The sequence below is a fragment of the Leisingera sp. M523 genome (assembly GCF_025141335.1).
In the GTDB taxonomy this organism is placed as follows: domain Bacteria; phylum Pseudomonadota; class Alphaproteobacteria; order Rhodobacterales; family Rhodobacteraceae; genus Leisingera.
In genome coordinates this window covers 3,234,690-3,260,103 of sequence record NZ_CP081036.1, presented here as the reverse complement: position 1 = coordinate 3,260,103, position 25,414 = coordinate 3,234,690, and the positions used below count along the sequence as shown (strand labels likewise).

Annotated in this window: 29 protein-coding genes; 15 read left to right on the top strand and 14 right to left on the bottom strand. The window is 63.4% G+C overall.

The window, feature by feature from the left end; translation table 11 throughout:
- The first annotated feature begins 176 nt into the window (after window positions 1-176).
- Entirely contained in the window at window positions 177-1,088 is a 912-nt protein-coding gene (locus K3557_RS16110; protein ID WP_259989580.1) for a LysR family transcriptional regulator, read from the top strand.
- Window positions 1,089-1,362: 274 nt separating this feature from the next.
- Here K3557_RS16110 and K3557_RS16105 read toward each other — a convergent pair whose 3' ends face one another.
- Genes K3557_RS16105 through K3557_RS16090 form a run of 4 tightly spaced genes read right to left on the bottom strand, consistent with a single transcriptional unit; the run spans window position 1,363 to window position 4,306 of the window.
- A complete protein-coding gene (locus tag K3557_RS16105) occupies window positions 1,363-2,259 on the bottom strand; it encodes an OmpA family protein (RefSeq protein ID WP_259999656.1) in 897 nt (298 codons plus the stop codon).
- A gap of 26 nt (window positions 2,260-2,285) precedes the next feature.
- The gene (locus K3557_RS16100) at window positions 2,286-2,858 is read right to left on the bottom strand and encodes a peroxidase-related enzyme (protein ID WP_259994995.1); all 573 of its coding nucleotides are present in this window, start codon (window positions 2,856-2,858) and stop codon (window positions 2,286-2,288) included.
- 3 nt (window positions 2,859-2,861) lie between these two features.
- Window positions 2,862-3,587 carry a GNAT family N-acetyltransferase gene (locus tag K3557_RS16095; protein WP_259994994.1) on the bottom strand — a complete coding sequence of 242 codons (726 nt, stop codon included), beginning with the start codon at window positions 3,585-3,587 and terminating at the stop codon, window positions 2,862-2,864.
- Window positions 3,584-4,306: a molybdopterin-binding protein gene (locus K3557_RS16090; protein ID WP_259994993.1), complete on the bottom strand. Its 723-nt coding sequence runs from the start codon at window positions 4,304-4,306 to the stop codon at window positions 3,584-3,586. Before K3557_RS16090 ends, K3557_RS16095 begins: the two co-directional genes overlap by 4 nt.
- 48 nt (window positions 4,307-4,354) lie before the next feature.
- Between K3557_RS16090 and sfsA the strand changes: the two genes are divergently transcribed.
- A complete protein-coding gene (gene sfsA, locus K3557_RS16085) occupies window positions 4,355-5,059 on the top strand; it encodes a DNA/RNA nuclease SfsA (RefSeq protein WP_259994992.1) in 705 nt (234 codons plus the stop codon).
- 17 nt (window positions 5,060-5,076) lie between these two features.
- Here the strand turns inward: sfsA and K3557_RS16080 are convergent, their stop codons facing one another.
- Window positions 5,077-5,964: a mechanosensitive ion channel family protein gene (locus K3557_RS16080; RefSeq protein WP_259994991.1), complete on the bottom strand. Its 888-nt coding sequence runs from the start codon at window positions 5,962-5,964 to the stop codon at window positions 5,077-5,079.
- A gap of 155 nt (window positions 5,965-6,119) precedes the next feature.
- Here K3557_RS16080 and map point away from each other — a divergent pair, with 155 nt between their 5' ends.
- Complete coding sequence (gene map / locus K3557_RS16075; RefSeq protein WP_259994990.1) at window positions 6,120-6,929, top strand: type I methionyl aminopeptidase; 810 nt, start codon at window positions 6,120-6,122, stop codon at window positions 6,927-6,929.
- A gap of 76 nt (window positions 6,930-7,005) precedes the next feature.
- Here map and K3557_RS16070 read toward each other — a convergent pair whose 3' ends face one another.
- From K3557_RS16070 to K3557_RS16060, 3 genes are all read right to left on the bottom strand, one after another.
- Window positions 7,006-7,188 (bottom strand): hypothetical protein, encoded by a 183-nt coding sequence (locus K3557_RS16070; RefSeq protein ID WP_259994989.1) that lies wholly within the window; start codon window positions 7,186-7,188, stop codon window positions 7,006-7,008.
- Window positions 7,189-7,212: 24 nt separating this feature from the next.
- A complete protein-coding gene (locus tag K3557_RS16065; RefSeq protein WP_259994987.1) occupies window positions 7,213-7,875 on the bottom strand; it encodes an HAD family phosphatase in 663 nt (220 codons plus the stop codon).
- 127 nt (window positions 7,876-8,002) lie between these two features.
- Window positions 8,003-8,338 (bottom strand): YgdI/YgdR family lipoprotein, encoded by a 336-nt coding sequence (locus K3557_RS16060; RefSeq protein WP_259989597.1) that lies wholly within the window; start codon window positions 8,336-8,338, stop codon window positions 8,003-8,005.
- A 308-nt stretch (window positions 8,339-8,646) separates the two neighbouring features.
- Here K3557_RS16060 and K3557_RS16050 point away from each other — a divergent pair, with 308 nt between their 5' ends.
- Both K3557_RS16050 and K3557_RS16045 read left to right on the top strand, forming a co-directional pair.
- Complete coding sequence (locus tag K3557_RS16050; protein WP_259989598.1) at window positions 8,647-8,967, top strand: NIPSNAP family protein; 321 nt, start codon at window positions 8,647-8,649, stop codon at window positions 8,965-8,967.
- Between the two features lie 9 nt (window positions 8,968-8,976).
- On the top strand, window positions 8,977-9,321 hold the full coding sequence (locus K3557_RS16045; protein WP_259994985.1) for an antibiotic biosynthesis monooxygenase: 345 nt from the start codon (window positions 8,977-8,979) through the stop codon (window positions 9,319-9,321).
- Window positions 9,322-9,577: 256 nt separating this feature from the next.
- Here the strand turns inward: K3557_RS16045 and K3557_RS16040 are convergent, their stop codons facing one another.
- Window positions 9,578-11,605, bottom strand: a complete 2,028-nt coding sequence (locus K3557_RS16040; protein WP_259994983.1) for an NADPH-dependent 2,4-dienoyl-CoA reductase — start codon at window positions 11,603-11,605, stop codon at window positions 9,578-9,580.
- Window positions 11,606-11,742: 137 nt separating this feature from the next.
- Between K3557_RS16040 and K3557_RS16035 the strand changes: the two genes are divergently transcribed.
- Both K3557_RS16035 and K3557_RS16030 read left to right on the top strand, forming a co-directional pair.
- Window positions 11,743-12,225, top strand: coding sequence for an RNA pyrophosphohydrolase (locus K3557_RS16035; protein ID WP_259994980.1), 483 nt, complete (start codon window positions 11,743-11,745; stop codon window positions 12,223-12,225).
- A gap of 133 nt (window positions 12,226-12,358) precedes the next feature.
- Complete coding sequence (locus K3557_RS16030) at window positions 12,359-12,826, top strand: hypothetical protein (protein ID WP_259994978.1); 468 nt, start codon at window positions 12,359-12,361, stop codon at window positions 12,824-12,826.
- A 6-nt stretch (window positions 12,827-12,832) separates the two neighbouring features.
- Here the strand turns inward: K3557_RS16030 and K3557_RS16025 are convergent, their stop codons facing one another.
- Window positions 12,833-13,708, bottom strand: coding sequence for a DMT family transporter (locus tag K3557_RS16025; RefSeq protein ID WP_259994976.1), 876 nt, complete (start codon window positions 13,706-13,708; stop codon window positions 12,833-12,835).
- Between the two features lie 75 nt (window positions 13,709-13,783).
- On the opposite strand from K3557_RS16025, the gene K3557_RS16020 reads away from it, so the two are divergent.
- On the top strand, window positions 13,784-14,269 hold the full coding sequence (locus tag K3557_RS16020) for a MarR family winged helix-turn-helix transcriptional regulator (RefSeq protein ID WP_259989608.1): 486 nt from the start codon (window positions 13,784-13,786) through the stop codon (window positions 14,267-14,269).
- Between the two features lie 173 nt (window positions 14,270-14,442).
- Here the strand turns inward: K3557_RS16020 and K3557_RS16015 are convergent, their stop codons facing one another.
- Window positions 14,443-15,435 carry an adenosine kinase gene (locus K3557_RS16015; RefSeq protein WP_259994975.1) on the bottom strand — a complete coding sequence of 331 codons (993 nt, stop codon included), beginning with the start codon at window positions 15,433-15,435 and terminating at the stop codon, window positions 14,443-14,445.
- A gap of 60 nt (window positions 15,436-15,495) precedes the next feature.
- Window positions 15,496-16,140 (bottom strand): endonuclease III, encoded by a 645-nt coding sequence (nth, locus tag K3557_RS16010; RefSeq protein WP_259989612.1) that lies wholly within the window; start codon window positions 16,138-16,140, stop codon window positions 15,496-15,498.
- A gap of 257 nt (window positions 16,141-16,397) precedes the next feature.
- Between nth and K3557_RS16005 the strand changes: the two genes are divergently transcribed.
- From K3557_RS16005 to K3557_RS15985, 5 genes are all read left to right on the top strand, one after another.
- Entirely contained in the window at window positions 16,398-17,267 is an 870-nt protein-coding gene (locus K3557_RS16005) for a bifunctional helix-turn-helix domain-containing protein/methylated-DNA--[protein]-cysteine S-methyltransferase (RefSeq protein WP_259994973.1), read from the top strand.
- A 269-nt stretch (window positions 17,268-17,536) separates the two neighbouring features.
- Window positions 17,537-18,226 (top strand): YafY family protein, encoded by a 690-nt coding sequence (locus tag K3557_RS16000; protein ID WP_259989617.1) that lies wholly within the window; start codon window positions 17,537-17,539, stop codon window positions 18,224-18,226.
- A gap of 134 nt (window positions 18,227-18,360) precedes the next feature.
- Entirely contained in the window at window positions 18,361-19,020 is a 660-nt protein-coding gene (locus K3557_RS15995) for an OmpA family protein (protein ID WP_129372080.1), read from the top strand.
- A 178-nt stretch (window positions 19,021-19,198) separates the two neighbouring features.
- On the top strand, window positions 19,199-19,741 hold the full coding sequence (locus tag K3557_RS15990) for an NADPH-dependent FMN reductase (RefSeq protein ID WP_259994970.1): 543 nt from the start codon (window positions 19,199-19,201) through the stop codon (window positions 19,739-19,741).
- A 36-nt stretch (window positions 19,742-19,777) separates the two neighbouring features.
- Complete coding sequence (locus K3557_RS15985) at window positions 19,778-20,599, top strand: acyl dehydratase (RefSeq protein ID WP_259994968.1); 822 nt, start codon at window positions 19,778-19,780, stop codon at window positions 20,597-20,599.
- A gap of 92 nt (window positions 20,600-20,691) precedes the next feature.
- Here K3557_RS15985 and K3557_RS15980 read toward each other — a convergent pair whose 3' ends face one another.
- Entirely contained in the window at window positions 20,692-21,732 is a 1,041-nt protein-coding gene (locus K3557_RS15980) for an FAD-binding oxidoreductase (protein ID WP_259994966.1), read from the bottom strand.
- A 58-nt stretch (window positions 21,733-21,790) separates the two neighbouring features.
- Between K3557_RS15980 and mnmD the strand changes: the two genes are divergently transcribed.
- Window positions 21,791-22,459, top strand: coding sequence for a tRNA (5-methylaminomethyl-2-thiouridine)(34)-methyltransferase MnmD (gene mnmD, locus K3557_RS15975; RefSeq protein ID WP_259994964.1), 669 nt, complete (start codon window positions 21,791-21,793; stop codon window positions 22,457-22,459).
- Window positions 22,456-23,346 (top strand): DMT family transporter, encoded by an 891-nt coding sequence (locus K3557_RS15970; protein ID WP_259994962.1) that lies wholly within the window; start codon window positions 22,456-22,458, stop codon window positions 23,344-23,346. Before mnmD ends, K3557_RS15970 begins: the two co-directional genes overlap by 4 nt.
- On the opposite strand, the gene K3557_RS15965 is transcribed toward K3557_RS15970, so the two are convergent.
- Window positions 23,320-25,278 (bottom strand): lytic transglycosylase domain-containing protein, encoded by a 1,959-nt coding sequence (locus tag K3557_RS15965; RefSeq protein WP_259994960.1) that lies wholly within the window; start codon window positions 25,276-25,278, stop codon window positions 23,320-23,322. The two genes, K3557_RS15970 and K3557_RS15965, sit on opposite strands and share 27 nt — an antisense overlap.
- Window positions 25,279-25,414 lie beyond the last annotated feature (136 nt).

The window sequence follows — 25,414 nt, the reverse complement described above, 5'->3', positions numbered from 1 at the left end:
CGCAGTCTTGTGGCGCATCACAGCTGCGGACCCCCGGCAGGTTTGCCAAGGCTCCTGCCGTTTCCACAGCGAAAACGATCCCTGCGAAACCTCGCAATTATCCCACCCTTGCCCCGATCTTGCCCGATTTCACCCGCATCACTGGGGGCAACACGGATACACGAGGATGGGTGAATATGGACCGACTGACCGAGATGGAGGCCTTTGCCAATGTGGTGGACCAGGGCGGCTTCACCGATGCGGCACGCAAGATGGGGATCTCGAAATCCGCAGTCTCCAAGCATGTTTCAAGCCTGGAAACCCGGCTTGGCGCGCGGCTTTTGAACCGCACCACCCGCCGGGTGTCCCCGACCGAGATTGGCCTCGCCTATTATGACCGTGCCCGCCGGGTGCTGAATGATGCAGGCGAAGCGGATGCGCTGGTTACCTCGATGCAATCTGCCCCCTCGGGGCTGCTCAGGATTTCGGTTGCCACCGATTTCGGTGTCAATCACCTGTCGCCGGTACTGTCGGATTTCCTGCAGGATTTCCCGGACATCACCGTAAACATGGTGCTGAACAACCGCTATGTGGAGCTGATCTCCGAAGGCTTCGACATGGCGGTTCGGATCGGCGAGCTGGAAGACAGCTCTCTGCGCGCCCGCAAGCTGACCGAAACCACCAAGCGGATGATTGCCTCTCCCGCCTATCTGGAGAAGTACGGCCGTCCGCAAAAGATCGACGAGCTGAACAGCCACAAGCTGCTGCATTATTCCAGCCAGTCCAGCGGCAACGTCTGGAAGATCACAGCGCCGTCGGGTGAAAAACGCCAGGTGCGCACCTCAGGCTGGTTGTCGGTGAATGACGGGCAATCGCTGCTGAATGCCGCGATTTCCGGCCTCGGCATCGCCTATCTGCCCAGCTTTCTCTACTCGGAAGCGCTGGAAGAAGGGCTGGTCGAAGACGTGATGCCCGGCCTGCCGGTGGAAACCCAAGGCATCTATGCGGTCTACCCGCCCGGAAAATTCACCCAGCCCAAAGTCCGGGCCTTCATTGACTTTCTGGTGCAGGCTTTTGCCGACCGCGACCCGTCGGAATGGAAAACCTGAACCGGTTCCTCGGAAAACCGGACCAAGATATCCCTCAAAGACCTGCCCCCGCACCGAATGCGGGGGCCTTTTTTGAGCCGATGACTCTGCTTTTCGCTGCAAAACACCGCGGGAGGGCTCCCGCCCGTCCCGGATCAATCACAGATTGACCCGCGCCCGTTGGGCCAGGCTCGGCGCATAGCGCCGAGCCTGGCCCAACACCGCCAAGGGGTCTTGGCAAAGCCAAGGCACCTGCGGGGGCGGGAGTTTTCCGGTGCACATCTTTTGCAAGGCCTCACTCGGCGAGCAGCACAGCTTCCACCCGCCGGTTGGCTTCACGGCCTTCCGGGATCAGATTGCTGGCTATCGGGGCTAAAAAGCCGGCGCCGGCGACCTCGATCCGTGCCGCATCCGCGCCCAGCTCTTCGACCAAACGGTCCTTCACCGACTGCGCGCGGCGTTTGGAGATACCGATGTTCTGCTGCTGCGAGCCCACCGTGTCGGTATGCCCGACCAGCAGCAAACGGTATTGCGGATTGGCGGCCAGATAGTCCGCAAGCGCGCGCAGGCTGGCATAAGTGCCGTCCTGCAGCCGGGTGGAGCCGCTTTGAAACACCAGATCCGTCAGCACCGCGTGGCCGCGCACCTCCAGCACTTTGGCCAGTTCCACCGGCCGCACCGTTCCGGGCGTGCCAGGGTCAGGTTTCACCACCGCCGGCGCGGCTGTTGCCGTTGCAGCCGATCCAGGCGGATGCACTGTGATCATTTGCAAAAAAGCCGCGCCGCCTGCGCGTGACACCAGGAGTGAGACCGCCTCGTCCCCTTTGGCCGCGGACAGGAAGTGATAGCTGGAGATATCCACCATCATGTCCGGCGACGGCACTACCTCAATCCCGAAGCGGAAGCCGAAACCGCCGCAATCACGCGCGGCACAATCCAGCAGCACCTCATAACCGCCGGCCTGCAGCTGGTCCCGCAAGGGCGCCAGGATCTGCAGCACAGTGCTGTCTCCTCCCAGCCGCCAGGTGCGGCGCAGAATCCGCCCTTCGAACCGGCGCGAGGGGACTTTGTCCGCCTCTTCCGGTCCGATCGGCAGCTGGTAAACACCAAGCGCCGTGACCCGTTCCGAAACAGCATCTGCACCGGCTGGCAGGGTAATTTCAGCCGCCGCCGGCAAGGCCGGAAGCAGCATCACCGCGGCTGCCCAAATCAAACGTCCTAGCGGCACTGGTTGTGGTATTCCGGGTTGGGAACCATGGCAGTGGCGCTGGCCACCCGGTTGGACATGTTGAAAAAACCCGCAACATTGGCAATGTCCCAGATGTCCCGGTCGCTGAAGCCTGCATCCCGCAGGCCTTGCCGGTCCGCTTCCTCAATCTCTGCGCTGGCAGTGGTCATCTTGGCGGCAAAATCCAGCATTGCGCGCTGGCGTGCTTCCAGGGGCGCCACCCGGTAGTTCATCACCAGCATTTCACCCAAAGCCGGATCGCCCGACAGCTGCCGCACAGCTGCGCCATGCGCCACCAGGCAATAGAAACACCGGTTGATCGCCGAGACCACCACCGCGATCATCTCCCGCTCCAGCTTGCTGAGGTCGCTGTCCGCCAGCATCAGGTCATTGTACATGGCGGTAAAGGCATTCAGCTTGTCGATGTCAAAGGCATTGGCCTTAAGCACGTTGGGCACAAAGCCCAGCTTCTCGACGCAGATATCGAAATACTTCTGCGTCTCTGGCGGCAACGGGTCCGCCATCGGCAGATCCAGGGCTGTGGGCGGGGTTTGGTCACGCATCGGTCAATGGCCTTCCTGTAAAATCCGGTAGTGGTACTGTCCGGCGCATTTCATGCCGAGGGAAGCATAAAGCCCGTTGGCGCCCTCGTTACGTTTGGTGCACAGAACCGCCAGCTCGGCTGCACCGTTTTCCAGCGCCCAGAATGCCGCCTGGCGCATCATCCAGGCGCCCATGCCGCAGCGGCGCTGATGCGGCAGGATTTCCAGCGCATGGACCATTGCCACCCCATTGTGAATGGCCACGAACCCGGCACCGGCGGGCTTGTCCTTATGGCGTGCCAGCAGCCCGGTCTTTGGCCCCTGTACCCGCTGCATCACCGCCAGGCGTTCAGGCCCGATGCCGCCCTGCGCCCAGATCTCGCGCTGGATCGCCAGCGGTTCCCAGACGCAAAAGGCGGTGACCCGCGGCACCGGAATGTCCGTCAACTGCGCGGCCGGGCAAGTCCACAGGTTTACCGGGTCTTTGACCGCATAACCGCGTGCCGCCAGCTGCGCGTCCAGTTCCGTCTCGCCATCGCGGATCATGAACAGGCAATCCTGGCCCATCGCGCGCATTGCGTCTTCAGCTGCGGCAATCTCCGCGTCCGAGGCAGTGCCGTGTACCGTCGCCGCCGACACCCGGCTGCCGCCGCCCTGGCCGTCGCGCAGGGTCACGGGGCCCAGGCCGCGGGTGGAGGCAGGCGGCCATGTCGCGTCGGTCACGGCATAGTAACGGGGATCGGTGGTCACTGCTCCAGCTCCTTTGCCAATTCGGTCATCGCCGCATCAATCCGTGCGCCATCGGTGCCGCGGATCACGATATTGGCGCCAAAGGCACCGTCTTTCTGGAACGGATAGCAGCCGACTGACAGATCCTCATAAGTCTCGGCCAGCTTGCGCAACGGTCCGGCAATCTCGCCCTCGCCGCGCAGTACCCGCAGGGTCTGCGACAGCATCGGCTGGCCGCCGGTCAGGGTTGGTATCACGCTGGCCACCATCGCCTGAAAGATCAGCGGCACACCGGCCATCACATGCACATTGTCAAGGGTGAACCCCGGCGCGGCCGAGACCGGGTTTTCGATCAGCGCGGCGCCCTCCGGAATGCGTGCCATCCGCAGGCGGGCCTCGTTTAATTCCAAGCCTTGAGTGTCATAATGCGCCTGCAGGATCGCGCGGGCGTCATCGCGGACGTCCAGATGCGCGTCAAACGCCTTGGCGATGCAGTCTGCGGTGATGTCGTCATGGGTTGGACCGATGCCACCGCTGGTGAATACATGGTCATATGCCCCGGCCAGCGCCTGCACTGCGGCTATGATCGCGGCCTCGTCATCGCTGACAATGCGCACTTCCATCAGGTCTATGCCGTGTTTGGCCAGCTCGCCCGCAAGATAGTGCATATTGGCATCGCGGGTGCGGCCCGACAGGATTTCATCCCCGATGACCAGCATGGCAGCTGTTGGATTGGCCATGGTCTTCCTCCCTTGATACCTCGTCTTCGCAGATATAGGCCTAAGCCCATGCGCTTTGAAACCCCTCTGATCCCCGCCGTGCTGATCCGCCGCTACAAACGGTTCCTTGCCGATTGCCGGCTGGAGGACGGGCGCGAGGTTACCGCCCATTGCGCCAATCCCGGCAGCATGATGGGGCTGGCGGAGCCGGGCATGAAGATCTGGCTGGAGCCGAACGACGACCCGAAGAAAAAGCTGAAATACGGCTGGCGGCTGGTTGAGCACGCGGACGGGCATTTCACCGGCGTTGATACTTCGGTTCCGAACCGCGCCCTGCGGGCTGCGCTGGAAGCCGGAGAAATCAGCGAACTGGCCGCCTACAAGACCGTGCGCCCCGAGGTGAAATACGGCGAGAAGAGCCGCATCGACTTTCTGTTGCAGCAAGACGGTCTGCCGGATTGCTATGTCGAAGTGAAAAGCGTGACGCTGTCGCGGGAACCGGGCCTGGCGGAATTCCCGGACAGCGTCACCGCCCGCGGCACAAAACACCTTGGCGAATTGGCCAATATGGCGGCCCAGGGCCACCGGGCTGTGATGCTGTATCTGGTGCAGCGCACCGACTGCGACCGGTTTCAACTGGCTGCAGATATCGACCCGGCCTATGCCGCCGCCTTTGCCCGCGCCTATTCGGCCGGGGTGGAGCGGCTGGTGCTGGGCACCAGGATCACGCCGCAGGGGGTCGAGGCCGGCGCGCCGGTCGCCGCTGCACATTAGCAACGCCGGCCTTCTGGTCAGGCGGCCTTGCTGGCTGCGTCTTCCTGGCTGGCAGGTTCGGCGTGAACCAGCGTGCGGGTCGGGAAGGGAATATCGACCCCGGCTGCATCCAGCGCTTCTTTGACCTTGCGCTTCATGTCGGCCTGATACTGAAAGTGCTCGGCTGCATCGACCCAGACACGCACCAGAAAATCCACCGAACTGCTGTTCAGCGCATTGACCTGAATGAAGGGTTCCGGATCGCTGTGCGAGCGGCTGTCGGCCATGATTGTGTCGCGGATCACCTGTTCTGCCGTGGCCAGATTGGCGCCATAGCCGACACCAAAAGTCCACTCTGCCCGGCGGGTGCCGAAGGCGGAGTAATTGGTGATGGTATTGCCCCAAACCTCGGAGTTGGGGATGATCACCTTCAGATTGCTGAGGCTGGCGATGACAGTATTGTTCAGGGTCATTTCATGCACCGTGCCCGTTTCGCCGTTCACATCGATGAAATCACCCAGCTTGAACGGGCGGAACAGGATGATCATCACGCCTGCTGCCACATTCGACAGCGCCCCCTGCATGGCCAGGCCGATCGCCAGGCCGGCGGCACCGATGGCCGCCACAATCGATGTGGTCTTGACGCCAAATGTATTCAGAACAAACAGCACCGCAAAGGCGAGAATGACATAACGTGCCAGATTGCCGAGGAAATGAAACAGGGTCACATCGAGTTTGGCGTGGGTATCGCCCAGGGCCACGATCCGCCGCTTGACCCAGCGCGCAGCGATGAAGCCCGCCAGAAGAATGGCAATTGCGGCCAGCACGTTGCCCAAGGCCTGCGCCAGAAATTCCAGCGTCACCAGATCTGCCAGTGATTTTCCTCCGTAAATCTCAGTCTTCATCAGGTCATCAATGTTATCCATGCCGCTGCATTCCTCCTGGCTTGTGCTGTTTCCGCTCTCCCGGCCCAACGCAGCAGGGTTGAAAAAGTTCCAACAAGCCGCCGCTGCCCCCTCTGGCCCTTTTGGCCAAGACCCCTTAGATAGCTACGGAACAAAACCCGATGGAGCTCCGCCTGATGAGATCGAAAGACGGCCGCACAACCAAGGACGGCATCCGCATTCATGAAGCCGGCGATTTTGCCGGCATGCACAAGGCGGGTGCCTTGGCGGCGCGTATTTTGGACGAGATTGCCGCGCATGTGTTTCCGGGCCAGACCACTGGCGAGATCGACCGCCTGATCACCCAAAAGGTTGAGGAGGCCGGCGCCAAGTCCGCAACCATCGGTTACAAAGGCTATCAGCACGCCAGCTGCATCTCGGTGAACCATGTGGTTTGCCACGGCATCCCCGGCGACAAGAAGCTGAAGGATGGCGACATCCTGAACATTGACGTGACTGTGATTGTCGACGGCTGGTTCGGCGACACGTCGCGGATGTTTGTGGCGGGCAAGCTGCCGCGCAAGGCCGAGCGTCTGATCCAGGTCACCCATGATTCGCTGATGGTGGGCATCGAGGCGGTGAAGCCCGGCAATACCTTTGGCGACATCGGCCATGCGATCCAGGTCTACGCCGAAAGCCAGCGGATGAGCGTGGTGCGCGATTTCTGCGGCCACGGATTGGGCACGGTCTTTCACGCGCCGCCCAACGTGCTGCACTATGGCCGCCCCGGTACCGGCCCGGTGCTGGAAGAGGGCATGTTCTTCACCATTGAACCGATGATCAATATTGGCCGCCCGGAGACCAAGATCCTGGCGGATGAATGGACAGCCGTGACCCGCGACAAGTCGCTGTCAGCGCAGTTTGAGCATTCGATCGGGGTCACTGCAGACGGGGCTGATATTTTCACCCTGTCGCCGGCAGGGAAATTCCACCCGACCTACGGGTAAGGCTGTCAGGGCGGGGGCCGGCCCCCGCACCCCCGGGGTATTTTCAACCAGAAAGAAGCAGTAGCGGGCTTTGGGACTAACCGTCCCGGTCCTCTGCTTCCTGCTGCCGCCACAGGGTCAGCAGCATAGTGCTGCCTGCCCATGGGGTTACCGCGTCCTGAATGAACAGCGGTGCCCGCAGCGGTTTCGGCTTGGGTCTTGTCCTGGTTTCAGTCTCTGCAAGGGAGGGCAGAAACGGGGTGCGCAATGTCTGCTCCATGCGGGCGACAATACCACAACGGCCTCAGATCGACAAAAGGGCCGGCACTTCTGCCATATCGTTGAACACTTCAGCCCCCAGCGCGGAGAGCCGGCCGCCGCCGCCTTGCGGAGCATACCCGAGGCAGCGCATGCCCGCGCGCACCGCGGCGGTGACGCCGCTGCCGCTGTCCTCGATCACCAGGCAATCGCGCGCCTGCACACCGAAGTGGCTGGCGGCGGCCAGGAACAATCCCGGTTCCGGCTTGGCCACGCCCAGCGATTGGGCTGAGAACATCGCCTGCGGGTGGAACCGCTCCCACAGCCCGTTCTGGCCCAAAGTGATGCGCATCTTTTCCTCGCTGCCGTTGGAGGCCACGCAGGCCGGAATGCCATGTGCATCAAGCCGTGCCAGCAGATCAGGAATGCCCTTTGTGAGCGGTATGCCTTCTTTCAGCCGGGCATAGGTCTCGGCATAGATTTCTGCGATCCAGTTTTCCGGCAGGTCCGCGCCCAGGCTGCGGGCCTTTGCCATCACACCCGCCATGGTGCCGCCGGTAAAATGCGCCATTGCCTGCTCTAAGGTCAGGTCCAGCCCGTGGCGCGCGAGGTTGTCTGCCATCGCCTGGTTCGAGACCGGTTCACTGTCCACCAGAACGCCGTCGCAGTCGAAGATCACCAGCTTCGGGGTCGGAAAGGTCTTGGGCAAGACGGTCTGCTTCTATTCGGGAATGGCTGCAGGTTACAAGTTTACCCGTCATGCCCGGCTGCGGCAAAGACCAGAAACAAAAAATGCAGGAAGAAGACCCCCTGCATTCCTGTTTACACCCCGGAACTCAAGCGGCTTCGAACTTGCAACGCTTCTTCTTTGCCAGACTGACCAGCACTTCGTGACGTTTGTTTGCCGCATCCAGCGCCTCGTTTGCGTTGGCATAATTCCCAATCACGGCCGGCCAGAACAACAGTGCCGCCGCAACGTTCTTTCCAGATGCCGTCTTGCCTTTTTTGGCCTCGGCACGGATTTCATCAAGCTGGCCCATCTGGGTCTTGATTCCTTCGCAGGTCAGCGAAGCGTCATCGACATTATTTGTGGTGACAACGTCCGGTGAAACGCAGCCCGACAGGAACAACGAACCTGCCGCGAGCAGGCCAAGAAACGATGCAGTTTGCATATTGGATCCTTTGAAACCGCAGGAAAAGGCGGCGGTTTGGGTTAATTCACCAGCCGACTACAATCTCTGACCTGATCCTGCAAACAAAAATCACACATTTGGAGAAAGGCCGATCAGATAGCACCGGCTGCGCTCCGGCGCCACATGCTGCAGCTGATGCCGGGCGACGCTGGCCATGTGCCGCACGCCACGCCGGTTGTTTCTGAACTGATCACCACCACTGTGGAGTAACGTTTCGGTCTGCACCGAAGCATCCAGGCCGCGGTGCGGGCTAGGCAGGAGGTCCTGAACAAACTGAGGACTTTAACATGCTGACCTGCATTATCCGTTACCGCATCGACCCTGCCAAGAGGGCGCAGTTCGAACGCTACGCCCGCAACTGGGGGCAGGCGATCCCGCGCTGCGGCGCGGATCTGGTCGGGTATTTTGCGCCGCACGAAGGGTCGTCGACACTGGCTTATGGTATCTACAATGTGGAGAACCTTGCTGAGTATGAAGCTTATCGTGCCCGGCTGGCGGCGGACCCCTTAGGGCGCGAGAACTATGAGTTTGCGCAGAAAGAGCGGTTTTTACTGCGCGAGGACCGGACCTGGCTGAAACTGGCCTCGGCGCCGCATGGGGCTGGTTGAGGGGGGGACATGATAGCCGTGATGTTTGAAGTGGAAATCGCCGAAGGGCAAAAAGAGATCTATCTGGAGACTGCGGCCGCGCTGCGAGAGCAGTTGGAACAGGTGGACGGGTTTGTCTCAGTTGAGCGGTTCCAAAGCCTGAGCGCGCCGGAGAAGCTGTTGTCGCTGTCCTTCTGGCGGGATGAAGCTGCGGTGCATCGCTGGCGCGAGGTTGCAGAGCACCGGTCGGCGCAGAGCAGGGGCCGGAGCGGTATTTTTGCGGGCTACCGGCTGCGGGTGGCCGGGGTGGTCCGGGACTATGGCATGGCGGACCGGGTGCAAGCGCCGGCGGACAGCCGGTCAATGCATGGTTGACCGGGACTGAATTGCAACTGATGCCCGTTCCGGGGGAACCCGGCCGGGAGGCAGCTTGTGGCGGCTGTGGAAAAAGACGGTGCACCGGGTGGCGGCTCCCGCCCGGCTTAGGAGCATGAAACATGCTCTGCGCCCGTTGGGCGTGGCAGCGCGCCTTTGCGCGCTGCCATCCGCCGCGCCGCAGGCGCGGCCGGACCCAACTGCAGGCCGGGTCCGTCAGGACCTGGAGCCGCAGGCGGGAGCGCCTTGCCTGCCTTTAGAGTTCCGCCGCCAGCCGCGTGCCCTGGTTGATGGCGCGCTTGGCGTCCAGTTCCGCGGCGACGTCGGCGCCGCCGATCACATGTGCAGTAATGCCATGCTCTGCCAGATCATCTGCAAGCGACCGTTCGGAGACCTGGCCGGAGCATAGAACGATAGTGTCTGCGGGAACCAGGGTGGGATTTTCGCGCGCGTCGCCAAAGGAAACATGCAGGCCGTCCGCATCAATGCGCTCGTAGTTCACGCCGCCCAGGAATTCCACGTCCTTCATCTTGAGCGTGGCGCGGTGAATCCAGCCGGTGGTCTTGCCCAGCCGCTTGCCATGGCGTTCCGCCTTGCGCTGCAGGAGCGTTACGCGGCGGGCAGGGGCGGCAGGCTGCGGGCCTTCAGGGGCGAGACCCGCGCGGTGCTCTGCCGGGTCGGTGACGCCCCATTCCTTCATCCAGGCGGGCAGATCGGTGGCGGGGCTGTGGCCCTCTTCCAGCAGGAATTCCGAAACATCAAAGCCGATGCCGCCGGCGCCGATCACCGCAACCCGTTGTCCGGCCGGTTTCTTGTGGCGCAGCACGTCGATGTAGCTGAGGACATTGTCCCCGTCCTGGCCGGGAATGGCCGGATCGCGCGGGATGACACCGGTGGCGACAACGACCTCGTCAAAACCGGTCAGGTCCCCGGCGGAAACTTCGCGGCCCAGTTCCAGCGTGACGCCGGCCTCGGCCACCATGGTGCGGTACCAGTCGACCAGGCCCCAGAACTCCTCTTTGCCCGGCACCTGTTTGGCCATGTTGAGCTGGCCGCCGATTTCATCTGCCCGGTCGAACAGGGTGACCTGGTGGCCGCGCTGGGCGGCGGTGACTGCAGTGGCTAGGCCCGCGGGGCCTGCGCCCACGATGGCCACCGTTTTCACCGCAGCGGCGGGTTCGATCACCAGCTCGGTCTCGTGGCAGGCACGGGGGTTGACCAGGCAGGACGTCAGCTTGCCGCTGAAGGTGTGGTCGAGGCAGGCCTGGTTGCAGGCGATGCAGGGGGCGATATGGCCGGCCTGACCACCCCTGGCCTTGGCCACGAAATCCGCATCTGCCAGCATCGGCCGCGCCATCGACACCATGTCGGCGCAGCCCGTTGCCAGCACGTCTTCGGCAACTTCGGGCGTGTTGATACGGTTGGAGGTGATCACCGGAATGCCAACCTTGCCCATCAGTTTTCTGGTAACCCAGGCAAAGGCGGCACGGGGAACCGAGGTGGCAATGGTCGGAATGCGCGCCTCGTGCCAGCCGATGCCGGTGTTGAGGATGGTGGCGCCGGCCTTTTCAACCTCTTGCGCCAGCTTCACAACTTCCTCGTGGGTGGAGCCCTCAGGCACCAGGTCGATCATCGACAACCGGTAGATGATGATGAACTCGCGGCCCGCAGCCTCACGCGTGCGGCGCACCACGTCGATGGGCAGCCGCATCCGGTTTTCATAAGACCCGCCCCAGCGATCGGTCCGCTTGTTGGTGCGGGTGACCAGGAACTGATTGAGGAAATAACCCTCAGACCCCATGATCTCGACCCCGTCATAGCCTGCCTCCTGCGCCAGGCGGGCGGCGTTGACGATGTCGGCGATCTGCTTCTCAATACCGTCCTCGTCCAGCTCATGCGGCGGAAAGGGGGAGATCGGCGATTTCACCGGGCTGGGGCCGACGCATTTCGGGCCATAGGCATAGCGGCCAGCGTGCAGGATCTGCATGGCGATCTTGCCGCCTGCTTCGTGCACGCGGTCGGTCACCACGCGGTGGTTCTCGACGTCTTTGGCCGAGGTCATCATTGAGGCACCGGGCAGCACCGAGCCTTCGAGGTTCGGGCCGATACCGCCGGTGACCATCAGTGCGACCCCGCCGTGGGCGCGGGCAGCATAGAATTCGGCAACGCGATTCCAGTCGCCGGTTTCCTCCAGCCCGGTGTGCATCGAGCCCATCAGCACGCGGTTCTTCAGCGTGGTAAAGCCCAGATCCAGCGGGGCAAGCATGTTGGGGTACGCAGTCATCTGAAACTCTCCCTGGCAGTTGCCGCTTAGGATCATGGTGCGGGGGCTGCTTGTCACGTGCAAACGCCGCGTCACCCCCTTGCGTGCCCCCGCGGCAAGCGGTCTAAGGTTGAGCAATGAATGCCTAGGAGAGCCTGATGACGCCAGAAGAGATTGCCAAGCTGCCCTACCGCCCGAATGTTGGAGTGATGCTGATCAATGCCGGGGGCGCGGTCTTTGTCGGTCAGCGCAAGGACCGTTACAAGGACGCCTGGCAGATGCCGCAGGGCGGGATTGATGCGGGGGAGGACCCGCGCGAGGCGGCCTTGCGTGAACTGGAAGAGGAAACCGGGGTGGCGCCGGAGCTGGTCGAGATTATCGCCGAAAGCGATGGCTGGCTGCCCTATGACCTGCCGCATGACGTGGTGCCCAAGTTCTGGGGCGGCAAGTACCGCGGGCAGGAGCAGAAGTGGTATCTGATGCGGTTTCTGGGGACGGATGATCAGGTCAATATCGAGACGGATCATCCGGAATTCTCGGCCTGGTGCTGGCAGCCGGTGGCGCAGCTGGTTGAGAAGATCGTGCCGTTTAAGCGCGAGGTTTATGCGCGGGTGGTAGCTGAGTTCAGGGAGTATTTGTGAGATGGGATCGCTTCGGCCTCTCTTTAGCTGTTCAGTCCGGCCGAAAGGCCGGGCGGCGCCTGACCTTCCCCGCGGGAAAGCGCTTTGCACCTCCCCAAGGTCAGGCGCCGCCCTAAGCGTTCTGATCGCGGCAATGGTTGTGACGATATTCGCCAATTCAGCTGCCGCCCTCAGCTGCCTTCCTTGGGGACCGGCAGATGCCTATCTGCAGGCCGCGAAGTCGGACAGCGTCTATAACATCATCGCGGGCGAACTGCGGTTCGACGAAAGCCTGCTGCCGCAATCCCATGCTGACAATCCGAATGACACGCCGCCGCTGACCCGCATTCCGGCGCAGCTGTCAGGCAAGATGCTGGACGGCAAGTATTTCTCCGGACGGGTCAAGGTGCCGGCAGTGCTTGAGGTGGAATGCCTAGGCCCTTGGTGTGGCGGCATGGCCTCGGGTACGGATCAGGTGTTCTTTGCCGAACAGCGCGGGCAGGATCTGGTGATCCGGGCGGGTGCCTGCGGCGGGTTTGTGTTTGCCGATACGTCTGAAGTGCGGCGGCAGGTTCTGGATTGCCACCGCGGCAAGGCGTGCGAGCCTGCAATGCCGCGGTGACCGGGGTTACTCTGCCGGGGCTGCGTGCCGTTTGGCGCGCAAGCGCAGCCGCGACTGGCCAAGCCACAGGCTGAACAGGGCCAGCAGGGCGCCCAGCATCTGGTTGGGCGTCAGGGTCTCACCTAGCAGCAGCCATCCCAGGATCACTGCCGACAGCGGGCTGAGGACGCCGAGCAAAGACACCTGCGAGGGTTCGATCCGGGCCAGGCCGCGGAACCACAGGATATAAGTCAGCGCGCCGCCGATCAGGCTCATATAGGCGAGGCCGGCGATGTTGGCGGCGGTGAAAACGGGGATCTCCGGCACCATCCACAGCGTCACCGGCACCAGCAGCAGCCCGCCTGCGGTCAGCTGCCATGCAGTGAAGGTGAGCGGCGGCACAGGCGGCTGCCATTTGCGGCTCAGAACCACACCGCCAGCCATCGACAGCGCCCCGCCTAGGCCGGCCAGCACGCCCCATGTGTCGAGTTCGGCCGCAGGGGTCAGCACCAAAAGAGCAACGCCGGCGATGCTTAGCAGGGCGGCGGCAACGGCGGCGGCGCGGATCTGCGATTTCAGCACCAGTGCCGACAGAAACACCACGGTCAGCGGCTGCACCGCACCCAGCGTCGCGGCAACGCCGCCCGGCAGGCGGTAGGCGGATACAAACAGCAGCACCCAGAACAGTGAGAAATTCAGCGCCCCCAGCACCGCCAGGCGCGGCAGCCAGTTGAGCGGCGGCAGCCGGCGCACCAGCAGCAGCAGCAAAAGCCCCGCAGGCAGCGCCCGCAGCAAGGCCACCACCAGCGGCGAATGGCCGGGCAGCAGAGATGTCGTCACGATATAGCTGCTGCCCCAGATGGCAGGGGCAAGCGCCGTCAGCAGAAGGGTCCGGATGGGCATGGGTTTCTCCTTATCTTGATGTCGAGATAATGGATTTTATCTTGACGTCAAGATGCAATCTTCTAAACCGGGGACATGGACCATGTGGATTATATTACCCAGCAATGGGAACGGGAGCGGCCGGACCTTGATGTCACGGCCATGGGCGTGATTGGCCGGGTGGCGCGGCTGTACCTGGCGTATCAGCGCGGAATGCACACGACCTTTGCAGAGTTCGGGCTGAATGCGGCCAAATTCGATGTGCTGGCCACGCTGCGCCGTTCGGGAGACCCTTACACATTGTCACCGGGCGAATTGCTGAAGGCAACAATGGTGGCCTCAGGCACGATGACCAACCGGATCGACCGGCTGGAAGCGGACGGGCTGGTCAAGCGCGACGTGAACCCGGAGGACAGCCGCAGTTTTCTGGTGGGGCTGACTGAGGAAGGCCTTGCCTTGGTTGACCGGGCGGTAACCGCGCATGTGCAGACGCAGGCGCGGCTGCTGGAGGGGCTGGGGACACAGGAGGTTGAGACCTTCAAGGCGCTTTTGAGCAAAGCCCAGGCGGCGGCTGACAGCTGACGCCAAAAGTCCAAATGCGCTGAAGTAAGGGGGCTGCGCGGGCTGGCGCCCTTGCGTCCTGCGGACGGCGGGGCGGGGGTGGCGCAGAGCGGCTTTGCCGCTCTGCGCCACCCCCAACGGGAGAGACTGCACCGTCAGGTGCTGGTTCGACGGGCGGGAGAACGCCGCTGATTTCAGGCCAGTCCGGCTTCCTCCAGCAGGTGCAGAACATTGGTTTCCGGGCGCGGGCCGATATGGCGGATCACTTCGCCTGCACAGATGCAGCCCATCCGGGCGCAGACTTCCAGGCTGCGGCCAGTGGCCATGCCGAACAGGAAGCCGGCGGCAAACTGGTCGCCCGCGCCGGTGGCATCGACAGGCACAATGGCTTCGACCGGCACGTCGATGCGCACGCCGTCATTCAGCACGGTCACCCCGTCGCTGGACCTGGTGCAGACTACCAGCGGGCAGATCGCGGCGGTCTTGGCCATCGCGGCCTCCAGGTCGTCGGTTTCAAACAGCGCGCAAATCTCGTCCTGGTTGCCGATCACAAAATCCAGTTCGTTGCCGATCAGGCTCAGGAAGCTGTCCCGGTGCCGTTCAACGCAGAACGGGTCGGAAATCGACAGGCCGACCCGGCCGCCGCCCTCGCGGCATTTGCGGGCCGCTTCCATGAAGGCGGTCTTGCCCTTGTCCTTGTCGAACAGATAACCCTCCAGGAACATGATCCTGGCCTTCCCGGCGGCGTCTTCGGGAACATCCGCCGAACTCAGTTCCGAAGAAATCCCCAGATACGTATTCATCGAGCGTTCACCGTCGGGCGACACAAAGATCATTGACCGTGACGTCGGCTGCTCGCCGTCCGTAACCGGCGGATTCACAAAGGCAACACCTTCGTTGTTCATCGCATCGGCATAGAATTGTCCCAGCGCATCGCCGCGGACCCGGCCGATAAAGGCAGCCTGCAGCCCCAGCGCGCCGGCGCCGGCAATGGTATTGGCGACCGAGCCGCCCGGGGTCAGCACCCGGTTGCCCATCGCAGCATAAAGATCCTCGCAGCGCTCGCGCTCGATCAGCTGCATGATGCCTTTTTCGATGCCCTGTTCGGCCAGGAAGCTGTCTTCGCATTGTGCAATCACATCGACGACGGCGTTGCCGATACCGACGAGCTGATAGGTTTTGGTCATGGTCCCTCCTCGGGAAAATCCGGAGCGGTTCCGGTTCGGAAAATATGCCGCGCCAAAGGTTTATAGGTTCTTGTCTTCATACATGCACAGATCGCGGATCAGGCAGCTGCCGCACATCGGTTTGCGCGCCTTGCAGTGATAGCGGCCATGCAGGATCAGCCAATGGTGGGCGTGCTGCTGGAAATCCGCCGGGATGTTATCCTCCACCGCGCGTTCCACGGCGTCCACATCCTTGCCCGGGGCAATGCCGGAACGGTTGCCGACGCGGAAGATATGGGTGTCCACTGCTTGTGCGGGCTGTTTCCACCACATGTTCAGCACCACATTGGCAGTCTTGCGGCCCACCCCCGGCAGGGATTGCAATGCGGCGCGGGAATTGGGCACCTCGCCGCCGTAGTCATCAACCAGGATCTGGCTGAGCTTGATCACGTTCTTGGCCTTCTGGCGGAACAGGCCGATGGTTTTGATGTGTTCGGTCAGCCCTTCAAGGCCCAGATCCAGCATTTTTTGCGGCGTGTCGGCGATCTTGAACAGCGCGCGGGTTGCCTTGTTCACACCGGCATCGGTCGCCTGCGCCGAAAGCGCCACTGCCACCACCAGCGTGTAGACATTGACATGTTCCAGCTCGCCCTTGGGTTCGGGCTCAGCTGCCTGGAAGCGCGTGAAAATCTCGCGCAGCGTATGATAGTCGAGTTGCTTTGCCATGGCAGCGTTTATGTACAGGTCAGACCTTAAAGAGCAATTGAAATTGCGGTGCCGGGGCAGTTTGCGGCGGCATGTAAGAGAGCAGGCGGGCGGCTTTTAATGCTGCGTTTGCGGCGGCGGTTTTTACAGCATTTTTCCGCCCCGCCCCGGCCCCGTTTTCCAGGCGAGTGCGCGGAGCAGGGGATTTCGCAAGTTCCGGGTCGAACGGCCGGAGCGGGCGTAGTAAGTTGGTTCGTAAGTCAGAACAGGTTGGGCCGATGAATATCGAAACACGGGAAAACACCTATCATTACGGCGTCATGCGCCGGGCGATTGAGCTGATCGACGACGGCGGCGAGGATCTGACGCTGGAGCAGCTGGCCGCCCGTATGGATATGAGCCCGGCGCATTTTCAGCGGCTGTTTTCCTCCTGGGTCGGGGTTTCGCCCAAACGCTACCAGCAGTATCTGCGGCTGGGCCATGCCAAGGCGCTGCTGCGCGAGCGGTTCACCACGCTGGAGGCTTCGCACGCTGTAGGGTTGTCGGGATCCGGCCGGCTGCATGATCTGTTCCTGCGCTGGGAGGCGATGAGCCCTGGCGAATATGCCCGCAAGGGGGATGGCCTGCGGATCTTTTGGGGCTGGTTCGACAGCCCCTTTGGCCTGGCGCTGGTGATGGGCACGGAAAAGGGCATCTGCGGGCTGGGGTTTGCTGCCGAAACCGGGGCGGAGCCCGCCATGGCGGACATGCGCGCCCGCTGGCCGCAGGCGGAATTCGTCGAGGATCCTGCAGCCCTGCGCCCGCTGGCAGAGGCTGCATTTGCCCAAAAAGGCGAGACCGCGCTGCACATGATCGGGGCGCCACTGCAGATCAAGGTCTGGGAAGCGCTGCTGCGCATTCCATCAGGTCACGTCACCACTTATTCCGAGCTGGCGCAGGCCATTGGATCCCCAAAGGCCGTGCGCGCGGTTGGAACAGCAGTCGGGCGAAACCCGGTCAGCTGGCTGATTCCCTGCCACCGGGCCCTGCGCAAATCCGGGGCGCTGGGCGGCTACCACTGGGGCCTGCCGGTTAAGCGCGCGATGCTTGCTTATGAGGCGGCGCGGGACGAGGAGGCTGCGGCAGATGATATGCGCGCTGCCGGCTGAACAGGCGCTGCAGCAGGCCCGGGTGTGACGGTTTGGCCGTTAACCGGGCTTCGTGGCGCTGGCGGGCGGCTTCGCGTTCCGCCTCATAAGGTTTCGGCAGATGGTGCTGCGTGTCCCAGCGGTCCTTGCCCAGGGTGATCATGGAAATCCATTCATAAGTCAGCATAGTGTGTCTCCTTCTCGGAAGTGCAGATAACCAGACCACTGCTGACAGGCTGTTGTCAGTGGATTGTGCTAGGGTGTCAGCAGACTGTCACTGGAGCCTGCCCATGCCGCGCACCGGCCGCTTGTTTGAAATCATCCAGATCCTGCGATCCGCCGCTGCCCCGCTGCGGGCCGAGGATCTGGCAGCAAAGCTGGAGGTTTCCAAACGCACCATCTACCGCGATATCTCTGCCTTGCAGGCGATGCGCACCCCGGTCGAGGGGGAGGCCGGCATCGGTTACATGCTGCGCAAAGGCTATGACCTGCCGCCGCTGAATTTCGACGAGGAAGAGCTGGAAGCGCTGCATGTGGGGCTGGCGATGCTGATGCGCACAGGTGACGGCGCCTTGCAAAAGGCCGCGGAACGGGTCAGCCACAAGATCAAGGATGTGCATGCCACCGCCGACTGGTTGCAGGTGGCGCCCTGGGGGGCACCGCTGGATGATCCCGAACAGGGTTGTGTATCCAAGGGTCTGCTGCGCCAGGCGGTGCGGGACAGCTGCAAGCTGCACCTAACCTATCTAAGCCCGGAGCGGGGTGAAAGCCGCCGGACCCTGCGCCCCCTGGCGCTGATCTACCACATTGAATGCACCATGCTGGCTGCCTGGTGCGAGCTGCGCGGCGGGTTCCGGCATTTCCGCACAGACCGGATGCTGGCAGCGGAGTTGCTGGAGGATAGTTTTGCGCCAGAGGCCGGCGCCTTGCGCAAGCTGTGGATGGAGCAGGAAGGCTGGGACTTTGCCTTTGCGCCATAACAGGAGCTTAGGCGGATTTTGCGCGGTATTTCGCCCATGATTGCGGATCCTGACTTGAGATGGCGGCGCGGCACCCCGATATTCGTTCGGAATGCCGGGCGTTGCCCGGGTCTGAGAAAACAGAAGGCAATTTGATGATGCAGATGAAACTCACCACGGCAGGTATTGTTGCCGCAGCACTGGGCCTGGGCGCCTGCACCGATCCGGCAACCGTTGGCACGCCGGGCAGCAACACTCAGCAGGGCGCAATCCTGGGCGGCATCATCGGCGCCGGCGTCGGCGCCATCGCCAATGACTCGGACCGGGGCCTGGGGGCTGTGACCGGCGCGCTGGTCGGGGCGACTGCCGGCGGGGTGATCGGCAACCAGCTGGACGCGCAGGAACGCGAGCTGCGCCAGACCCTGGCCAATGACGACATCACCATCGTCAACACCGGCGACCGGCTGATCCTGTCCTTCCCGAACGATCTGACATTTGCCACCGACAGCGCCGCTGTGGCGCCGGCCGTGCAGGGCGACCTGCGCCGGGTTGCCGACAGCCTGGTGCGCTATCCCAACAGCACCATCCAAGTGATCGGCCATACCGACAGCGATGGCGATGCCGGCTATAATCAGGGCCTGTCCGAGCGCCGCGCCAATGCGGTGGCCAGCCAGATCCAGGCCGGCGGTGTGCCCTATCACCGGATGCGTATCATCGGCCGCGGCGAAGAGCAGCCGGTGGCTTCAAACCTGACGCCCGACGGCAAAGCCCGCAACCGCCGCGTCGAGGTGGTGGTGATTCCGCAGGCGGCCTGATCCGGCACCTGACTGTATGTTCGGCAGCCCGCCCCCTCCCCGGGGCGGGCTGTTTTCGTTTCAGGGGGTGCCGGTTTACGTCACGCTGCACAGGGCCTGCGCGGTGATTGCTGTTCCCTGATACGGGCTGCTTCATACATGATAAGGGCAACAGAGACGCGAACAGAAGGAATACCCCATGGCTGATCCCGTATTGCTCACCATTTCCGGCTCCCTGCGCCGCGAGGCCACCAACCGCAAACTGCTGGCCGAAGCTGCGCGGGTATTCGGCCCCGCGACCGTGGTTGAGGCGGATCTGCACCTGCCGCTGTATGACGGCGACGCCGAAGAGGCGGACGGCATCCCGCCTGCAGTGCAGCTATTGGCGGATCAGATCGCGGCAGCGGATGCGGTGGCGATTTCCACCCCGGAGTACAACAAAGGCCCGTCCGGCGTGCTGAAAAACGCGCTCGATTGGGTGAGCCGCACCGAGGGCAACCCCTGGGCTGACAAGCCGGTGGCGGTGATGTCGGCGGCGGCAGGCCGGGCCGGGGGCGAGCTGGCGCAGGCGCTTTTGCGCGGTTTTCTGGTGCCGTTCCAGCCGCGGATCCTGACTGGGCCGGGGGTGCACCTGGCGGGATCCAGCAAGGAGTTTGATGAGGCGGGCAGGCTGACCAGCGATCACTATGAGGCGACGCTGACCAAACTGATGCTGAAGCTGCGCGGTGAACTGGACCGCTGAGCTTGCCTTGCCGCAGCGCGGGGTTAAGGTGACGGCATGAAACGTGATGTGGTCTCCTCTCCCGCGCAGCATTCTATGGACATGATAGACCCGGCCCGGGCGGCTGCCTTTCAGGCGGCGCTGGGGCGGCGGGCGGAGATTTCGGCGGGCAGTGTGCTGCCGCCGTTTTTTCATCAGCTCTACTTCTGGACGCCGCTGCCGCCCGAGGATCTGGGCCGCGATGGCCACCCTAAGGTGGGCGGTGCCGGGTTGATCCCGGATATGGGCCTGCCGCGGCGGATGTGGGCCGGCGGGCGGCTGCGCTTCGCGGCGCCCTTGCGGGCCGGGATTGCGGCGGAAAAGACGTCGGTTCTGGAAAGAGCCGAGCAAAAGACGGGCCGCACCGGGCCATTGGGGCTGGTTACATTGCGCCATGAGATCCGCCAGCAGGGGGCGCTGTGCCTGACGGAATGGCATGATCTGGTCTACCGCGAAGACCCGGATCCTGCAGCACCCAAGCCGGTGCCGCCCGCTGCCCGCACCGATGAGACAGAAGTGCGTCAGGTCTCGTTCAACTCTACCCTGCTGTTCCGGTATTCTGCGCTGACTTTCAACGGGCACAGGATCCACTATGACCTGAAATATGCCCGCGAAACAGAGGGTTACGCGGGCCTGGTTGTTCACGGGCCGCTGCTGGCGCAGCATCTGATGCTGCTGGCGGAAGAGCTGATGGGACCGCTGGCGGAATTTTCCTTCCGGGCCTCCTCGCCGCTGATGCATTTCGAGACCGCCAGCCTGTGCTGCAATGGCCAGGACCTGTGGGTGCGCGCCCCGGACGGGCGGCAATGCATGAGCGCAGTAGCCGTGCCCAGAGGCTGAAACGGGGGAGCTCCCGCGCCCCAAGCTGCCCATGCCGGGCAGATTAGCGGCTTAGGCGCGGCGCCGCTTTGCGGCGCAGACCGGGGCGTGGTTCAGAGGTTGTCTTCCACGCGGAAACCTTCGGGGATGCTGTCCGTACCCTCCAGCAGCAGGTCCGCCATCACTTGGGCCGCTTTGGGGGCCATGCCAAAGCCGATCTTGAAGCCGCCGTTGGCGATGAAATGACGGTCGCGGCCAGGCCAGGCGCCCAGCATCGGGGCGCGGGATTTGGCGCGGGGGCGCACGCCGGCCCAGCGTTCGATCACTTCGGCGCCGTGCAGCACAGGCACCGCAGTGCGGGCACGGTCGACGATATCGTCGAGCTGCGCGTCCGTGCTCTGGCCGTCCTCAAATTCACGCTCACTGGTGGAGCCGATGGCCAAGGTGCCGTCTGCGTGCGGGATGATATGCAGGCTGTCAGCATAAAGCTGCGGCACCGCACCCTCGTGAAAACGCAGGAGGGCGGCCTGGCCCTTGACGCCGCCGCCCACAGTTTTGCCGAATGCCTCGTTCAGCTCCAATAGGCCGGCGTAGCCTTTGGCGTGGACCACTTTGCCCTGATCGGCGGCCTCCGGCTGCACCTCGACCCCCATCACAGCCAGGGCAGAGACCAGTGCTGCACATGCGCGGCGGGGGTGCATCCGGGCGCTGAGAGTGTCGTGAATGACATAACCCGTTGCGCTGGGCGGCACCCAGGGGCCGAGGCTGTCCGCCTTGCAGACGCGCCATTCGGCTGTGTCTTTCCATAACTCACGGGCCGTCACTTCGCGCTGGCGGGCAAGCTCCAGCGCGCGCGCGTCATTGATGGGCTGCAGCCGCCCGGTGCGGCCATAGCCGGGGGAGACGCCGCCAGTGGCTTCGACCCCGGCCCAGAAGCTTTCGGCCATCAAGAGGCTTTCCAGCTGGAATTGTTTCTTGGGGTTCCAGTTTTCCGGCACATGCGGGGCGAGCGCGCCGACAAGGCCGCCGCTGGACCCGGCGCCGGCCCCGAACGGGTCCACGACCTGCACCTGCGCGCCGCGCCGGGCGCAGATCCAGGCGATCGACAGGCCGAATATGCCAGCCCCGCGCACCGTTACATCTGCCATTGCCATTTGAGGATCCTTTCGCCAGTGTCGCGCCGTTCCGGACAACCACTTAGGGGATTATAGCATGGCAGACCAGCAGGCCCGCCTCAGCTGGCGCGATGGCACCGTGCCGGTGTCGGATCAGTTTGATGATCCCTATTTCTCTATCCAGGACGGGCTGGCGGAGACCGAGCATGTGTTTCTGGCCGGTAATGACCTGCCTGCACGCTTTGCCCCGGGTTTTCAGATTGCCGAACTGGGGTTTGGAACCGGGCTGAACATGCTGGCCGCCTGGCGCGCCTGGGAGGCGGCAGGGCAGGCAGGGCCATTGCAATTCACCAGTTTCGAGGCCTTCCCGATGGCGCCCGCCGACATGGCCAAGGCGCTGGAGGCCTTCCCCGCGGTTGCCCCCTGGGCGACGCGGTTTCTGGAGAAATGGCAAGGCACTGGCTGTTGTGACCTGGGCAGCCTGCAACTGGAGGTGATTGGCGGCGACGCGCGTTTGTCGCTGGCGGAGTGGACAGGGCAGGCGGATGCCTGGTTTCTGGACGGGTTCTCTCCGGCGAAGAACCCCGAATTGTGGGAAGAGGTGCTGATGGGCGAGGTTGCAGCGCATACCTTGCCGGGCGGCTCGGCGGCGACCTACACGGCGGCGGGATTTGTGCGCCGCGGGCTGGAGGCAGCAGGATTTAAAGTAACCCGCATCCCCGGCTATGGGCGCAAGCGGCATATGACAAAGGCAGTGAAGCCATGACCCAGGCAATCCCGGCCAAGGCCCAGACCAACAATGTGCCGCTGGGCATCTTGCTGATGATCGGGGCGACGGTTGTCTTTGCCTTGCAGGACGGGATCTCGCGCCATCTGGCAGGCACCTACAACACCTACATGGTGGTGATGGTGCGCTACTGGTTCTTTGCCGCCTTTGTGATGTTCCTGGCGGCGCGCGCGCCGGGCGGCATCCGGGCTGCGGCGCGGACCGATCAGCTGTGGCTGCAGATATTCCGCGGTGTTTTGCTGGTCGGTGAAATCTGCGTTGCAGTTTATGGCTTTACTGTGCTGGGCCTGATTGAGAGTCAGGCCGTGTTCATCTGCTATCCGCTGCTGGTGGCGGCCCTCAGCGGGCCGGTGCTGGGGGAAAGCGTCGGCTGGCGGCGCTGGGCGGCGATTGGCGTCGGTTTGATCGGCGTGCTGATCATCCTGCAGCCGGGCATGGGGGTGTTCAACCCGGCGGCAATCATCCCGTTTGTCTCGGCGCTGATGTTTGCCGTCTACGGGCTAGTCACCCGCTATGCGGCGCGCAAGGACAGCACCGCCACCAGCTTCTTCTGGACCGGGGTTGCGGGCATGGTCTTCATGACCGCCATCGGTATCTGGTACTGGGAACCGATGAGCCAGGCCGACTGGTTCTGGATGGCGCTGTTGTGCGTGTCCGGCGTCACCGGCCATTGGCTGCTGATCAAATGCTACGAGATGGCCGAGGCCAGCGCGGTGCAGCCCTTTGCCTATTTCCACCTGATCTGGGCGGCGATGCTGGGCATGGCCGTGTTCGGCGAGGTGATCCGCACCAATGTCGCCGTTGGCGCTGGCATCATCATCACGGCAGGCCTGTTCACCCTATGGCGCGAACGCGTGAAGGGTTGAGCCGCGCAGCTCCTCTGAAAACGGGACCGGTAGCGGCGCCTTGCCCAGCCGGGCGCGGTAGACCGGCAGGCTCTCGGTGACCCGCATTACATAGTTGCGGGTCTCGTTGAACGGGATGTGTTCGATCCAGTCGACGATATCCGGGCTGCCGTTGCGCGGATCGCCATAGCGCCGCATCCACGCTGTGGGCCGGTGCGGCCCGGCGTTGTAGCCCGCTGCCATCATCACCACATTGCCGCGGAATCTACCGGCCAGCCCTGCCAGGTAATTGGCCCCCAGCTTGGCGTTGTAATCCCATTCGGCGGTCAGGCGGGAGGTCTTGTGGCCTGCTAGAATGCCCAGTTCGGTCGCGACCAGTTTGGCGGTGGCAGGCATCACCTGCATCAGCCCGCGCGCACCTGCATGGCTGATCACCGCCGGATCAAACTCGCTTTCGCGGCGGGCAATGGCCAGGGTCATTTCCTCGGCCATCGGCAGTTGCCGCTTGGCCACCGGGTGCAAGGGGTAATAGGCGCCTTCCAGTTCCACCCCGCCGCGGGCCGCGCGTTTAGAGATCATCACTGCCAGATGCGGCTGGTTCAGCTCCACCGCCATCTGCCCCAGCTGGCGCGCCTGCACCGGTGGCAGGGTTTCGACCAGATGGGTGAAAAAACGCTCGGCCAAGGCCAGATCGCCAGCTTTCAGAATTTCGAGCCCTGCCATGGTGACCGAGGATTTGGCAAAACCGGCCTTGCTCCAGTCCGGCAGGTCTGCCGGTTTCACCAGCGCCGGATCAAACGGGCGGCCCAGCTGTTCGGCGGCCAGCAGCCCATAGAAAGACGTCTGGTATTGCGCGCCCTTGGCATAGGCCTCATGCGCCTTGTCCGGCTGGCCCATTGCCGCATAGGCGCGGCCCAGCCAATAGCCGCCGCGTCCGATCGAAATCGGGGTCTCGACCGAGGCCAGGAACCGCTGAAAATGCACCGCGGCCAATTCCGGGTCCCGCAGTTTTTGCAGGGCGATATATCCCGCCAGCCATTCACAGTCCGAGTACCCATAACCGTCCTCGGGCGAGGAGAAATGATAGGCGGTCAGCTGATAGGCGCGCTCGTAATCCTTGTCCCGCATCACTTGCCGCGCCAGATCGCGGCGGCGGCGCAGCCATTTGGCGGGTTCACCCAGTTTTTCGGCACTGGTGCTGCGCTCCATCAGCATTTGAATGGCGCCATCCTGCAGCCGCTTGCGGTCGCGCCAGGCAAACCGGTCATAGGCGAGGCCTGCAGATCCCTTCAGTCGGTCCGGAACGGCCTCGATCTTGGCATCCACTCCGGGCGCGCGTTCCTGCAGGGCGATGCGTGCCTCCGCCAGTTTGCGTTCGCCCTCGGGCACCAGGGCCAGCATCCGCTTGGAACTGACCAGATGATCCTCCCACAACAGCCGGTCCAGCCGCGCCGCATGATGCGGTTTCAGCAGCTTTGAAAAATCCCGCAGGAACGCCTTTTGAATGGCGCTGCCCATTGCTTTGGTGCGCCAGGCCAGCACGATCTCCGCCTCGCCATCGCCGCGCCGCCCGGCGGCAATCAGCGCCTTGCCCAGGCTCAGCGCGCCTTCGGCGGTCTGCGGGCGTTCATCTGTGTAAAAGGCCAGAATGGTATCGCGGCCGGCGCCCGCAATCGCATCCTCGTTCTGGCGCCGCAGATAGGCGAGACCGGGCCAATCCGGCCGCCGCTCCAGAAACGCCATCACGTCGCGGGCAGACCCCAGCCCGGCCCGCAGCCGGTGCCATTCGATGATATCGCGGGCGGTACTATGCCGCTGCCCGGCTTCGCGGGCGGCCAGATCCCATTTCTCTGCCCGCATCAGATCCAGGGCGGTGCCAAGGCCGCGCGCCAGCGCCGGCGTCCCGGGAAGGGCCGCCGAGATTAGCAGAATAAGGGCCAGGATGCGTGTCATCTCTTGCATTTTCCAGCGGTCCGGGGATAGAGGCTTGAACGTTACTCATTGGCGTGCCGGTATCAACTCAAATCCCCGGCATTCTATATCTTGACGGCGGCGGATTGCCGCCTGCACCTGCAGCAAAGGGAGCGTG

Excerpts from the sequence above, each read along its gene's own strand:
- K3557_RS16110 (WP_259989580.1), top strand. The coding sequence starts at position 177 with ATGGACCGACTGACCGAGATGGAGGCCTTTGCCAATGTGGTGGACCAG.
- K3557_RS16105 (WP_259999656.1), bottom strand. The coding sequence starts at position 2,259 with ATGCTGCTTCCGGCCTTGCCGGCGGCGGCTGAAATTACCCTGCCAGCC.
- K3557_RS16100 (WP_259994995.1), bottom strand. The coding sequence starts at position 2,858 with ATGCGTGACCAAACCCCGCCCACAGCCCTGGATCTGCCGATGGCGGAC.
- K3557_RS16090 (WP_259994993.1), bottom strand. The coding sequence starts at position 4,306 with ATGGCCAATCCAACAGCTGCCATGCTGGTCATCGGGGATGAAATCCTG.
- sfsA (WP_259994992.1), top strand. The coding sequence starts at position 4,355 with ATGCGCTTTGAAACCCCTCTGATCCCCGCCGTGCTGATCCGCCGCTAC.
- K3557_RS16080 (WP_259994991.1), bottom strand. The coding sequence starts at position 5,964 with ATGGATAACATTGATGACCTGATGAAGACTGAGATTTACGGAGGAAAA.
- map (WP_259994990.1), top strand. The coding sequence starts at position 6,120 with ATGAGATCGAAAGACGGCCGCACAACCAAGGACGGCATCCGCATTCAT.
- K3557_RS16070 (WP_259994989.1), bottom strand. The coding sequence starts at position 7,188 with ATGGAGCAGACATTGCGCACCCCGTTTCTGCCCTCCCTTGCAGAGACT.
- K3557_RS16060 (WP_259989597.1), bottom strand. The coding sequence starts at position 8,338 with ATGCAAACTGCATCGTTTCTTGGCCTGCTCGCGGCAGGTTCGTTGTTC.
- K3557_RS16050 (WP_259989598.1), top strand. The coding sequence starts at position 8,647 with ATGCTGACCTGCATTATCCGTTACCGCATCGACCCTGCCAAGAGGGCG.
- K3557_RS16045 (WP_259994985.1), top strand. The coding sequence starts at position 8,977 with ATGATAGCCGTGATGTTTGAAGTGGAAATCGCCGAAGGGCAAAAAGAG.
- K3557_RS16040 (WP_259994983.1), bottom strand. The coding sequence starts at position 11,605 with ATGACTGCGTACCCCAACATGCTTGCCCCGCTGGATCTGGGCTTTACC.
- K3557_RS16035 (WP_259994980.1), top strand. The coding sequence starts at position 11,743 with ATGACGCCAGAAGAGATTGCCAAGCTGCCCTACCGCCCGAATGTTGGA.
- K3557_RS16030 (WP_259994978.1), top strand. The coding sequence starts at position 12,359 with ATGGTTGTGACGATATTCGCCAATTCAGCTGCCGCCCTCAGCTGCCTT.
- K3557_RS16025 (WP_259994976.1), bottom strand. The coding sequence starts at position 13,708 with ATGCCCATCCGGACCCTTCTGCTGACGGCGCTTGCCCCTGCCATCTGG.
- K3557_RS16020 (WP_259989608.1), top strand. The coding sequence starts at position 13,784 with ATGGACCATGTGGATTATATTACCCAGCAATGGGAACGGGAGCGGCCG.
- K3557_RS16015 (WP_259994975.1), bottom strand. The coding sequence starts at position 15,435 with ATGACCAAAACCTATCAGCTCGTCGGTATCGGCAACGCCGTCGTCGAT.
- nth (WP_259989612.1), bottom strand. The coding sequence starts at position 16,140 with ATGGCAAAGCAACTCGACTATCATACGCTGCGCGAGATTTTCACGCGC.
- K3557_RS16005 (WP_259994973.1), top strand. The coding sequence starts at position 16,398 with ATGAATATCGAAACACGGGAAAACACCTATCATTACGGCGTCATGCGC.
- K3557_RS16000 (WP_259989617.1), top strand. The coding sequence starts at position 17,537 with ATGCCGCGCACCGGCCGCTTGTTTGAAATCATCCAGATCCTGCGATCC.
- K3557_RS15995 (WP_129372080.1), top strand. The coding sequence starts at position 18,361 with ATGATGCAGATGAAACTCACCACGGCAGGTATTGTTGCCGCAGCACTG.
- K3557_RS15990 (WP_259994970.1), top strand. The coding sequence starts at position 19,199 with ATGGCTGATCCCGTATTGCTCACCATTTCCGGCTCCCTGCGCCGCGAG.
- K3557_RS15985 (WP_259994968.1), top strand. The coding sequence starts at position 19,778 with ATGAAACGTGATGTGGTCTCCTCTCCCGCGCAGCATTCTATGGACATG.
- K3557_RS15980 (WP_259994966.1), bottom strand. The coding sequence starts at position 21,732 with ATGGCAATGGCAGATGTAACGGTGCGCGGGGCTGGCATATTCGGCCTG.
- mnmD (WP_259994964.1), top strand. The coding sequence starts at position 21,791 with ATGGCAGACCAGCAGGCCCGCCTCAGCTGGCGCGATGGCACCGTGCCG.
- K3557_RS15970 (WP_259994962.1), top strand. The coding sequence starts at position 22,456 with ATGACCCAGGCAATCCCGGCCAAGGCCCAGACCAACAATGTGCCGCTG.
- K3557_RS15965 (WP_259994960.1), bottom strand. The coding sequence starts at position 25,278 with ATGACACGCATCCTGGCCCTTATTCTGCTAATCTCGGCGGCCCTTCCC.